The sequence below is a fragment of the Streptomyces sp. NPDC007162 genome (genome assembly GCF_040634175.1).
GTDB lineage: Bacteria > Actinomycetota > Actinomycetes > Streptomycetales > Streptomycetaceae > Streptomyces.
Genome location: NZ_JBEYFC010000021.1, coordinates 25,683 through 37,001, shown reverse-complemented (window position 1 = coordinate 37,001; position 11,319 = coordinate 25,683). Strand labels below are relative to the sequence as shown.

Below are 11,319 nucleotides of genomic sequence, written 5' to 3'. Positions count from 1 at the left end.
CGAGGTCATCCAGTTCGCCGATGTCACGGGCGACTCCTTCCAGCCATGAAGTGGATCTCCAACAAGAGCTTCATGCCGTTCGTCTGGTACCGCATCGCCCTGGGCATCGTCATCATCACCCTGGTCTCGGCGGACGTCCTCAGCCCGCACGCGGCGGAGTCGGCGAGCTGAGGCGGGCGCCCTCCGGCCGACGGCCGGGCAGGCGCGGGTCTCGTCAAGCGGCGGCCGGGGTGCCCTGGTGGTAGTACAGCCGCCAGCCCGTCGCCGTCAGCCGCCACACGGAGCTGCGCCAGACGCGCCGCCCCTGGTTGTCGCCGAAGTACCTCAGCAGCACGACGCCCGGGGCCAGGACCGTCCCCGACATGTCGGTGACCTCGACCGGCGCGTCAGGGGAGACCGATCCGCCGCTGGTCACGGTCAGGATGGAGGTCGCGTCCCAGCGCCGGCCGGACGCCCCCACCTCGGTGAACTCCGGATCGAGCAGCTCCAGGACGAGGTCCGGCGAGGCACGCACCGCCGGGTCGAGCAGCCGTAGCTCCCCCTCGATCGCCGCTCGCACCGCCCGCTCGTCCTCGTCCGTCATGCCCGGAGCCTAGGCGGTCGCGCCGCCCGGGCCCAGCGGGTTTCCCACCGGCTCAGCGGGCACGGCGGGCCAGACGCTCGTCGTCCACCATCCGGAACCGGGCAGCGACAGCGCCGAGAAACTCGCCCTCCTCGCCGCCACGCTGCGCACGACGTGACCCGGCATCACGGACGCGACCCGCACACGACCTGCCGCCGGGCGCGTGGGCGGCGTGTCGCGGGCGGTGTGGCGGCTCATCTCGGCCAACCCTCGGCACCCGCCCGTTTCCCGGGGTCCGGTGCCGGCACACCGGCTCCGGCGAGGGCAAAGGGCCGTCCCTGGGATCACGGCCGGTCCGAGGCGCGCCCACCCGCCCGGCACATGCCGAGGCCCGGCCGCCGGCCCGCCGTACCGCCCGTGACCAACCCCATACGGTCTGCGTAGCGGCCCGGTAGCGCACGGTCAGGTCCTGCCCCTACGCTGTTGCGCATGTCCCCCGATTCCCGAACCCCTGGTTCCGTGCGGTCTGCTGCCGAGGTCAACGAGCACATCCGGGCGCTGTGGCTGCGTGCGCGTGGATCGCTGTCGGCCCAGGAGCGGTCGGAGTACGAGCTGTTGGTGGTCGAGTGGGCCGAGGCGATCCGCGGGCAGATCATCGAGGCGGCCTGAGGGCCGGGGCTCAGCGACCGCCGGCCACCCGCAGCACCGTGCCGGTCGTGTAGGAGGCCTCCGGCGACAGCAGCCAGGCGATCGCGGCGGCGATCTCCTCCGGCAGGCCCACCCGTCCCAACGGCACGGCGGCGCCGATCCGCCGGGCCCGGTCGGGGTCGCCCATCGCCGCGTGCATCTCGGTGTCGACGGCGCCGGGCGCGACCGCGTTGACCCGCACCCCGTCCGGCCCCAGTTCCTTGGCGAGGCCCACCGTCAGGGCGTCGACGGCCGCCTTCGTCGCCGCGTAGTGGACGAACTCGCCGGGGCTGCCGAGCGTGGCGGCCCCCGAGGACACGTTCACGATCGCTCCACTGCCCCGCATGGCCATCTGCCGGGCCGCCCGCCGGGCACACAGCAGCGTCCCGAGCAGATTGACCTCGACGACCCTGCGCAGATCGGCCGTGCCGGCATCCGCCAGCCGCCCCAACGGCCCTGTCACACCGGCGTTGTTGACCAGCCCGGTGACGGCCCCCAGTTCCCGCTCCGCCGTGTCGAACAGCCGGTCCACATCCGCTTCCACCGCCGTGTCCACCTGGACGACGGCGCAGCGCGCCCCGGCCTTCGCGACCTTGTCGGCGACCCCCGCGGCGGCGTCCGCGTCCCGGACGTAGCCGATCACGACATCGTGCCCGTCCGCAGCGAGCCGCAGACAGGTCGCGGCACCGATGCCGCGGCTGCCACCGGTGACCACCGTGACGGGACGTGCCATACGAGCCTCCTCAGAACGATCAGGCGGCGATCCTACGACCCGCGGTCGCACCGGCACACGACCGGCCACCGGGTCCGTGCGGGTGGACGCCGGGTCGAACAGCACCGAATATCGCTCCCACCCCTTGGCGGGGTGCGGCCCGTGCCCAACACTGAGCCGATGACGCAGCGCGTGGAGCTCGCGACCGTGATGGACCGGCTGGCCGTGGACGAGGTGGTCACCGAGTACGCGGTCGCCGTCGATGACGGCGACTGGACGGCGTACCGGGCCCTGTTCACCGCGGACGGGCGGGCCGACTACCGCTCCGCCGGAGGGATCGAGGGGGGCGCGGGACAGGTCGCCGGGTGGCTCTCGGAGAACCTGGCCCTCTTCTCGATGCGGCAGCATCTGATCGTGAACCGCCGGGTGCGCTTCGGGACGCTGGAGCACGACACCGGTGACACCGCCCAGGTCCAGGCCGACTACGTGAACCCGATGCGGTTCGCCGGGGGCGACGGCGGCGAGGGTGCGGCCACCGCCCCGGACTTCGTGTGCGGCGGCCGCTATTCCTTCGCGTTCCTGCGCACCGGCGAGGGCTGGCGGCTGCGGACGGTGGTCGTCGAGGAGCGGTGGCGCGCGCTGCCCGGCCCGCGCGCGGCGGCCGTCCCCGGCTGAGCCCGCGTCCGTGCCCCCTGTCGAAGCTCCCGGCCCGTCCCGCACACTGGAAGGACCCGCGGGCAGGAGGCGAAGCATGAGGACCGTAGAACGCTGGCTCACCTCCCCGTGGCGGCGTTCCTGTGTCGGAGCGCTGGCAGGCGCGCTGCCCGTGCTGGCCTTTCCGGCACCGTCGTTGTGGTGGTTCGCCTATGTCGCGCTGGTCCCGTGGCTGCTGCTGGCCCGGTCGGCGCCGTCCGGGCGGCGCGCGGCGTACGACGGCTGGTGCGGGGGCTTCGGGTTCATGGTGGCCGTGCACCACTGGCTGCTGCCGAGTCTGCACGTCTTCATCTTCCTGATAGCCGGGCTGCTGAGCGTGTTCTGGGCACCCTGGGGCTGGCTGACGCGCCGGCTGCTGGGCGGGGTGCCGTCGCCGGGGCGTGCGGCGGCCGCGGTGCTGGTGCTGCCCTCGGGCTGGCTGATGGTGGAGCTGGTGCGGTCCTGGCAGGGGCTCGGCGGGCCGTGGGGCATGCTCGGCGCGACCCAGTGGCAGGTGACACCGGCGCTGCGGCTGGCCTCCGTGGGCGGGGTGTGGCTGCTGAGCTTCCTGGTGGTGGCCGTGAACGTGGCCGTCGCCGTGCTCGTCGCGGTGCGCGAGGCCCGGATGCCGGCGGTCGCCTCGCTGGTGGCCACGGCCGCCGCGACCTCCGCCGCCTGGGTGTGGTCGCCGCGCCCGGAGGTCGACGGGCACGTCCGGATCGCCGTCGTACAGCCCGGCATCCTGGACGGCTCCGACAGTGGCGACCGGCGCTTCGACCGCGAGGAGCAGCTGACTCGCCAACTGGCGGGGCAGCACCCCGACCTGATCGTGTGGGGCGAGAGCAGCGTCGGCTTCGACCTCGGCGACCGGCCCGACCTCGCGCGCCGGATCACCGCCCTGTCCCGGGATACCGGCGCGGACATCCTGGTCAACGTCGACGCCCGGCGCTCGGACCGGCCCGGCATCTACAAGAGCTCCCTCCTGGTGGGCGCCGGCGGGCCGACCGGCGAGCGGTACGACAAGATGCGGCTGGTGCCCTTCGGCGAGTACATACCGGCCCGCTCACTGCTCGGCTGGGCCACCTCGGTGGGCAAGGCGGCCGGCGAGGACCGGCGGCGCGGTACCGAGCAGGTGGTGATGAACGTCGGCCACGGGCTGCGGGTCGGCCCGATGGTCTGCTTCGAGACGGCGTTCCCCGACATGAGCCGGCATCTCGCGCAGGACGGCGCCGAGGTGCTGATAGGCCAGTCCTCGACCTCCTCGTTCCAGCACAGCTGGGCTCCCGAGCAGCACGCCTCACTGGGCGCCCTGCGAGCCGCCGAGACCGGCCGCACGATGGTGCACGCCACGCTGACCGGGGTGTCCGCCGTGTACGGCCCGGACGGGGCGCGTGTGGGCCCGTGGCTGGGCACGGACGCGAGCGCGGCCCGGGTCTACGAGGTGCCGGTCGCGCACGGGGTCACCCCCTTCGTACGCTTCGGCGACTGGGCGGTGGACGGTGCGCTGCTGGTGCTCGCCGGATACTGCCTGAGCGAGGGGGTGCGGGTGGTCAGGCTGCGCCGGGGTGCCGCCGAACCTCTCGTACCACCTGCTCGCACAGTTCGTGAGTCGCCAGTGCGTCCCGGGCGCTGAGCACCTTCCCGGCCCGGACGGCGTCTAGGAAGGCGAACACGGCCTGTTCGATGCCGCGCTGCCGGGCGACCGGTACCCAGTCGCCGCGCCGCCGGACCGTGGGCTGCCCCTTGTGGTCGATCACCTCGGAGAGGTTGAGGACCTGGCGTTTGGTGTCCTGCCCGGAGACCTCGAGGATCTCCTCCGCCGAGCCGCTGAGCCGGTTCATCACACCGAGCGCGGTGAAGCCGTCCCCGGACAGTTGCAGGACCACGTGGTGGAGCAGTCCGCCGACGACCCGGGCGCGGACGGTGACGTCGTCGACCGGGCCGGGGGCGAGGAAGCGCAGGGTGTCGACGACGTGGATGAAGTCGTCGAGGATCATCGTGCGGGGTTCCTCGGGCAGCCCGACGCGGTTCTTCTGCATCAGGATCAGCTCGCGCGGATGGTCGGCGCACTGGACGTAGCCGGGGGCGTGGCGCCGGTTGAAGCCGACGAACAGCGACACGTTCCGCGCCTCGGCGAGCGCCACCAACCGCTCGGAGTCGGCGAACCGGTAGGCCAGCGGCTTGTCGACGTAGGTCGGTACGCCTGCCTCCAGGAGCCGGGTGACGATCTCGGGGTGGGCGCCCGTCGGCGCGTGCACGAAGGCGGCGTCGAGGTCCTGGGCGAGGAGTTCGTCGAGGGTCGTGTGCCGGTGGCCGGCCGGCAGGTGGAGGGTGTCGGCGACCCGGTCGAGGGTGGCGGGGGTACGGGTCTGGAGGTGCAGTTCGACCCCCGGGCGCGTGCCCAGCACCGGCAGGTACGCCTTCTGCGCGATGTCACCGAGTCCGATGCAGCCGACCTTCACTGACGCTCCTCCGGCGATTGCCTGCGCAGGTCCGTGCACAGATCCCCACGCATGTCTGTGCGAAAGCATACGGGCCGATAATCCGTGGTGGGATCGAGCGGGCTCGGCGAGGATGCCGGGATGACGACCGAACGCCGTTTGCCCGAGACCGACGCCGACGAACGCACCATGCTGGAGGACTGGCTGGAGTTCCACCGGAAAACCCTCGCGGTGAAGTGCGAGGGCCTGACCGACGCCCAGCTCAGGACCGCCTCCGTGGAGCCGTCCCCGCTGTCCCTGATGGGCCTGGTACGGCACATGGCCGACGTGGAGCGGTCCTGGTACCGCAGGGTGCTCGCGGGGGCGGATGCTCCGCCGTTGTACTGGAGCGACGAGGATCCCGACGGGGAGTTCCACCTCACCGAAGGGGACACCTGGCAGGAGGCGTACGCGGTCTGGCAGGCCGAGATCGAGGCCGCCCGGGCCGCCGCGGCCGACTTCGGCCTCGACGACCTCTCCAAGGGCCGCCACCGCCGTACCGGCAAGTACATCAGCCTGCGCTGGATCCACACCCACATGATCGAGGAGTACGCCCGGCACAACGGTCACGCCGACCTCATCCGGGAGCGGATCGACGGCGCGACCGGCGACTGACGTCAGCCTCGCGGCCGCCCTTCCCCCGTACGGGGCACGAGATCACCCGTGCGGGGCACCGAACTCCCGTCGGCGGTGTCAACTCCCGCTCCGAGCCAGCAGAGTTGCCCGAGTGCATCGAACGACGACGACCGCAGCGCTCCTGGTCACCGTGACCGTCTCGGCCCTGTCCGGCTGTGTGACGGTCCAGCGTCCGGCGGTGCCCGGCCCGCCGCCGGGCACGGCGCCCTCCCTGCCGTCGGTGCCCCGCCCGGACGGCAGCACCGAGCCCAAGGTGGTGCAGGCACCGGCCAAGGAGGCGTTGGAGATGGTCGGCCCGCGCCGGACCCACGGCCGCCCTCCGTCCGCGGCCCCGCACGACGCCCCGACGCCTCCTGCCCCGCCCCACCACCGGACGCCGCTCCCGCACGCGGCCACCGGGCACCCTCGTTCCCCCTCGCAGCCGCATCCGCACCGGACGCGCAGCCCGCACGTCGACATCCCGGACGTCACCCGTTCCGCACCGAAGGCCCCGGACGTGTGCGCCCTCGGCAAGCAGTACGGCGGCTGGCGCGCGGACAGCCCGCAGGCCAAGATCTGCGAACAGACCTACGGGCGCTGAGACCCGTCGGCGCTCCCCCGGACAGCCCCTAACTCGGGCGTTGCCGCGGGGGTCCCCAGGACGACTCGCCGTCCGGGCCGTCGTCGTCGCCGAGGCGCCGTTCCAGGCGTCTGATGGCGGCCCGGACTCCGTCGCCGTAACCGTCGTCGGCGAGGGCGGCGGCCGCGCCGCGGGCCCGGCGCAGATGGGTGCGGGCGGCCTCGGTGCGGCCGAGCTTGACGTAGTCGGCGGCGAGGTTGAGATGCAGGGACGGGTAGAAACCCCGCACCCCCGCCGCTTCGTCCCCTTCCTCCGCCGCGTCCTCCTCGCTCGCCTGCCCCGTCCCCCTCGCCTCGTCCGCCGCGGACAGCGCCCGCAGGTCCCAGGCGAGTTCGTCGGCGGGGTCGTCCTGGGTGTCGGCCAGGTAGTGGGCGAGGGTGCAGCGGTGCAACGGGTCGCCGTGCTCGCCGATCTCCGCCCACAGGTCGAGCAGGCGCCCGCGGGCCTCCTCACGGTCACCGGCGTGGTGCAGCATCACGACCTGCCCGATCCGCGTGAGCACGGCATCCGGTGCCGTCTGCTCCTGTCGGTCCGCCACGGCGCCCTCCGCACTCCTCGACCGTCTCCGACGACGCTAACCGCCCCAGGCGCCTTCCCCGGGCTCATCGGCGCCCGGCCCGCCGTGTCCCCACCGAGTGCCGGACGGCCGCCTCCGGCCCGCGCCGTCAGCCCAGGTTCGGGATCTGCCAGTCGATCGCCTCGTGCCCCTGTGCCGCGACCGCCTCATTGATGTGGGTGAACGGACGGGAGCCGAAGAACTTCTTCGCGGACAGCGGGGACGGGTGGGCGCCCTGGATCACGACGTGCCGGCTCTCGTCGATCAGCCGGAGCTTCTTCTGGGCGTAGCCGCCCCAGAGGACGAAGACCGCCGGGTCGGGCCGGTCGGCGACCGCGCGGATCACCGCGTCCGTGAACTTCTCCCAGCCCTTGTTCTTGTGCGAGTTGGCCTCACCGGCACGGACCGTGAGCACCGCGTTGAGCAGCAGCACGCCCTGCTGGGCCCATGGCATCAGGTAGCCGTTGTCCGGGACCTCCAGCCCCAGCTCCTCCTTCATCTCCTTGTAGATGTTCCGCAGCGACGGCGGGGTCCGCACCCCGGGGCGGACGGAGAAGCACAGGCCATGGCCCTGGCCCTCGCCGTGATACGGGTCCTGGCCGAGGATCAGCACCTTGACCTGGTCGTACGGCGTCGCGTCCAGCGCGGCGAAGACCTCCTCGCGGGGCGGGTAGACGGGACCGTTCGCCCGCTCCTCCTCGACGAACTCGGTCAGCTCCTTGAAATAGGGCTGCTGCAGTTCGTCACCCAGAACCCCGCGCCAGGACTCGGGCAGCATGGCGATGTCGGTCACGTCAACGTCCTCACGAATTGCGGTCACTTGCGGTTCCTGCCGATGCCCAAGAACCTACAGCCGACCACTGACAACCGGTGCCGCCCGGCGGATTCACCAGCTGGTCTTGCGGTGCAGCTCCCACATCATCATGATCGTCGACGGGTCGAGCGCCTGTTCGCCGCCGGAGATGTCGTCGCTCGCCGCGACGTACTGGCGGCCCTGCCACAGCGGGATCAGCCGGGCGTCGTTGACGAGGATCTGCTGGGCCCGCTGGAAGTCCTTCACAACCTTTGCCCGGTCGCTCTCGCCCCGCGAGTCGGGCAGCAGCCTGCCGGTGATCACGGGCGACGGGTAGGGCGTGCCGAGGGCGTTCTGCTCTCCGACGAAGGGCGCGATGAAGTTGTCGGCGTCGGGGAAGTCCGGGAACCAGCCGCGCCCGAACACCGGGTACTCGCCCTTCTCGTAACCGACGACATAGGTCTTCCAGGGCCGGCTCTTCAGGGTGATGGTGAACAGGCCGGAGTCGTCCAGCTGCTGCTTGAGCTCCTGGAACATCCGCGCGGTCTCGGAGCCGTAGCGGTCGGTGGTGTACCAGAGGGTGAGCGGGACCTTCCGGGTGATGCCGGCGTCGGCGAGGATCTTGTGGGCCTTGGAGGTGCTGGGGTCGCCGTAGTCGTCGAAGAAGCCGGTGGTGTGGCCGGTCAGACCGGCCGGGACCATGGAGTAGAGCGGGTCGACGGTGTCCTTGTAGACGGTGTGGGCGATCGCGGCGCGGTCCACGAGCTGGGCGACGGCCCTGCGCACGGCCGGGTTCTTGGCCCACGGGTCCCTGGGATTGAACACCAGGTAGCTGATGTCGGTGCCGGCACCGTCGACCAGTTGCAGGTCGGTGGAGGTGTGCGCCTCCAGGGCGACGATGTCTGAGGCGGCGAGACCGCGGTAGGTGACGTCGATGTCCCCGGAGCGCAGGGCCTTGACCATGGTGGCGGAGTCCTGGAAATAGCGGATGGTCACCGCGTCGTTCTGCCGGTCCGCGAAACCCTGGTAGTGGTCGTTGCGGACCAGCTCGGCCCGCTTTCCGTCCTCGTACGACCTGAGGGTGTACGGACCGGAGCCGTGTACCGAGTCGTCCTTGCGCAGCGAGTGCGCGGGGTAGTCGTCGGGGTCGACGATGGACATGGCGGGGGTGGCGAGCACGAACGGGAAGGTGGCGTCGGGCTTGTCGAGGTGGAAGACCACCTCGTGGTCGCCGACCGTCTGCACCCGGTCGAGGCTGCCGAGCAGTCCGGCCGGACCGCTGGGTGCGTTGATGGCCCGGATCCGGTTGATGGAGTACTTGACGGCGGCCGCGTCGAGGGGGTCGCCGTCGGCGAACTTCATGCCGGAGCGCAGTTCACAGCGGTAGGTGCGGTTGGCGGAGTCCGTGAAGCCGCACCTGCGGGCGGCGTCGGGCTGCGGGGTGGTGGCGCCGTCGGGGTAGGCGAGCAGCGTCTGGTAGATGTTGCGGAACAGCTCCCAGGAGCCGTCCCACGATCCGGCCGGGTCGAGCGTACTGGGAGCGCTGGTCGTACCGACGACGATCGGCCCGCTGCCGGCCGCGCTGCTGCCGGCGAAGACACCGCACCCGGCCACCAGGGACATCGACGCGACCGCGGCAGCTCTTCGCAGGCCTCGGTTCCGGTTGAACACGCGCACGCTCCTCGATCCGCCACCTACCAGGGGTCGGCGGCAGACCATACCGCAGCGTTGCGCGCCTTGAACCACCCCGGAAACACGGGCGTTGATCGAATGTGCTATGACGACGTTGTCATGATGCCGTGCAGATGGTGCACAACCGCCCGGGCGCCGCTTCCGTCGTTCCTGTGACGAAATGTCTGTGACGAAGACGACGCCCGGACGGACCGGCCGGGCTGAGGCGCCGTCAGGCCACGCCGGCGTTGAGGAAGATGCCGCCGTCGACGACGAGCGTCTGACCGGTGATCCAGTCGGACTGCTCCGAGGTGAGGAACGCGGCGGCGCCGCCGATGTCGGAGGGCACGCCGAGCCGCCCCAGCGGGTAGCCCGCGGCGGCCTCCGCCTCCCGGCCCTCGTACAGGGCCTGCGCGAACTTGGTCTTGACGACGGCGGGGGCGATCGCGTTGACCCGCACGCCCGGCGCGAACTCGTGCGCCAGCTGCTGGGTCAGGTTGATCATCGCGGCCTTGCTGATGCCGTACGCCCCGATGAACGGCGAGGCCGAGAGCCCGGCCACGGAGGCGATGTTGACGATGGCGCCGCCGTTGTCCTTCTGCCAGGCGTGCCAGGTCTTCTGGGCGAAGCCGAGGGCCGAGACCACGTTGGTCTCGAACACCTTGCGGGCCACGTCCAGGTCGACGTCGGCGATCGGGCCGAACACCGGGTTGGTGCCGGCGTTGTTGACCAGGTAGTCGACGCGGCCGAAGGTCTCCATGGCGCGCTCGACGACCTCGCTCTGGTGGGCGACGTCGTGGGCCTTGCCCGCGATGCCGATGACCCGCTCGGAGCCGAGGCTCTCGACGGCCTCCTTGAGGGCGTCCTCGTTGCGACCGGTGATGGCGACGCGGTCGCCGCGGGCCAGCAGCGCCTCGGCGACGCCGTAACCGATGCCACGGCTGGCGCCGGTGACGACGGCGACCTTGCCGGACAGCTCGGGCAGTTCAGTCATGTCCGTGATCCTCAGATCCTCAGTAGTCCCGGGTGGCCTCGGTCCGCCGGCCCTAGTCCAGCGGTCCGCCGGCCACGTACAGGACCTGGCCGGAGACGAAGTCGGCCGCCTCGTTCGTGAAGAACGCGATGGCGTTGGCGATGTCCTCGGGCTCGCCGACGCGCTGCACGGGGATCTGGGTGGCGGCGGCGGCCTTGAACTCCTCGAAGCCCATCTTCACGCGGTCGGCGGTGGCCTTGGTCATCTCCGTGGCGATGAAGCCGGGGGCGACGGCGTTGGCGGTGATGCCGAACTTGCCGAGCTCGATGGCGAGGGTCTTGGTGAAGCCCTGCAGACCGGCCTTGGCGGCGGAGTAGTTGGCCTGGCCGCGGTTGCCGAGCGCCGAGGAGGAGGACAGGTTGACGATCCGGCCCCAGCCCGCCTCGACCATGTGCTGCTGGACGGCCTTGGCCATCAGGAAGGAGCCGCGCAGGTGCACGTTCAGGACGGTGTCCCAGTCGGACGCGGACATCTTGAACAGCAGGTTGTCGCGGAGTACGCCGGCGTTGTTGACCAGGATGGTCGGGGCGCCCAGTTCCTCGACGACCCGCGCGATCGCGGCGGCGACCTGGGCCTCGTCGGAGACGTCGGCGCCGACCGCGATCGCCCTGCCGCCGGCCGCGGTGATCTTCTCGACGGTGTCCTTGCAGGCGGCCTCGTCGAGGTCGATCACGGCGACCGCCCGGCCCTCGGCGGCCAGTCGTACGGCGGTGGCGGCGCCGATCCCGCGTGCGGCACCGGTGACGACGGCCACCCGCTGCTCAGTGCTGGACATTGCTGTTTCTCCTCGCCCTTGAGAGAACCTGGTCACGGGGACCGTTGCCGACACCCCGCCGCGGTGAGCGACCGCTTAGTACCTTCGACAGACGTGACGCTA

13 protein-coding genes are annotated in these 11,319 nt (G+C 71.7%); 5 read left to right on the top strand and 8 right to left on the bottom strand.

The genetic code is table 11. The features are described from left to right. Window positions 1-214: 214 nt before the first annotated feature. Window positions 215-583: a DUF4440 domain-containing protein gene (locus ABZ646_RS04650; RefSeq protein ID WP_360512908.1), complete on the bottom strand. Its 369-nt coding sequence runs from the start codon at window positions 581-583 to the stop codon at window positions 215-217. Window positions 584-1,051: 468 nt separating this feature from the next. Here ABZ646_RS04650 and ABZ646_RS04645 point away from each other — a divergent pair, with 468 nt between their 5' ends. Next, window positions 1,052-1,231, top strand: coding sequence for a hypothetical protein (locus ABZ646_RS04645; RefSeq protein ID WP_360512906.1), 180 nt, complete (start codon window positions 1,052-1,054; stop codon window positions 1,229-1,231). 10 nt (window positions 1,232-1,241) lie between these two features. On the opposite strand, the gene ABZ646_RS04640 is transcribed toward ABZ646_RS04645, so the two are convergent. Then, window positions 1,242-1,982 (bottom strand): SDR family oxidoreductase, encoded by a 741-nt coding sequence (locus ABZ646_RS04640; protein WP_360512904.1) that lies wholly within the window; start codon window positions 1,980-1,982, stop codon window positions 1,242-1,244. 159 nt (window positions 1,983-2,141) lie between these two features. On the opposite strand from ABZ646_RS04640, the gene ABZ646_RS04635 reads away from it, so the two are divergent. Beyond that, window positions 2,142-2,636, top strand: coding sequence for a nuclear transport factor 2 family protein (locus ABZ646_RS04635; RefSeq protein ID WP_360512902.1), 495 nt, complete (start codon window positions 2,142-2,144; stop codon window positions 2,634-2,636). 76 nt (window positions 2,637-2,712) lie between these two features. Next, window positions 2,713-4,287 (top strand): apolipoprotein N-acyltransferase, encoded by a 1,575-nt coding sequence (lnt, locus tag ABZ646_RS04630; RefSeq protein WP_360512900.1) that lies wholly within the window; start codon window positions 2,713-2,715, stop codon window positions 4,285-4,287. Here lnt and ABZ646_RS04625 read toward each other — a convergent pair. Next, window positions 4,205-5,116 (bottom strand): Gfo/Idh/MocA family oxidoreductase, encoded by a 912-nt coding sequence (locus tag ABZ646_RS04625; protein WP_360512898.1) that lies wholly within the window; start codon window positions 5,114-5,116, stop codon window positions 4,205-4,207. The genes lnt and ABZ646_RS04625 overlap by 83 nt on opposite strands. Window positions 5,117-5,236: 120 nt before the next feature. On the opposite strand from ABZ646_RS04625, the gene ABZ646_RS04620 reads away from it, so the two are divergent. Continuing rightward, window positions 5,237-5,749 (top strand): DinB family protein, encoded by a 513-nt coding sequence (locus ABZ646_RS04620; RefSeq protein ID WP_360512896.1) that lies wholly within the window; start codon window positions 5,237-5,239, stop codon window positions 5,747-5,749. Between the two features lie 112 nt (window positions 5,750-5,861). Then, entirely contained in the window at window positions 5,862-6,350 is a 489-nt protein-coding gene (locus ABZ646_RS04615) for a hypothetical protein (protein ID WP_360512894.1), read from the top strand. A gap of 28 nt (window positions 6,351-6,378) precedes the next feature. Here ABZ646_RS04615 and ABZ646_RS04610 read toward each other — a convergent pair whose 3' ends face one another. The 5 genes from ABZ646_RS04610 to fabG all read right to left on the bottom strand — a co-directional run bounded on the left by ABZ646_RS04610 (window position 6,379) and on the right by fabG (window position 11,217). After that, entirely contained in the window at window positions 6,379-6,927 is a 549-nt protein-coding gene (locus ABZ646_RS04610) for a hypothetical protein (protein ID WP_360512892.1), read from the bottom strand. Between the two features lie 127 nt (window positions 6,928-7,054). Next, entirely contained in the window at window positions 7,055-7,738 is a 684-nt protein-coding gene (locus tag ABZ646_RS04605; protein WP_360512912.1) for a uracil-DNA glycosylase, read from the bottom strand. A gap of 93 nt (window positions 7,739-7,831) precedes the next feature. Continuing rightward, window positions 7,832-9,409 carry an ABC transporter substrate-binding protein gene (locus ABZ646_RS04600; protein ID WP_360512890.1) on the bottom strand — a complete coding sequence of 526 codons (1,578 nt, stop codon included), beginning with the start codon at window positions 9,407-9,409 and terminating at the stop codon, window positions 7,832-7,834. Window positions 9,410-9,641: 232 nt separating this feature from the next. Continuing rightward, on the bottom strand, window positions 9,642-10,403 hold the full coding sequence (locus ABZ646_RS04595; protein ID WP_360512888.1) for an SDR family oxidoreductase: 762 nt from the start codon (window positions 10,401-10,403) through the stop codon (window positions 9,642-9,644). A gap of 52 nt (window positions 10,404-10,455) precedes the next feature. Next, window positions 10,456-11,217: a 3-oxoacyl-ACP reductase FabG gene (fabG, locus tag ABZ646_RS04590; protein WP_360512886.1), complete on the bottom strand. Its 762-nt coding sequence runs from the start codon at window positions 11,215-11,217 to the stop codon at window positions 10,456-10,458. Between the last annotated feature and the right edge of the window lie 102 nt (window positions 11,218-11,319).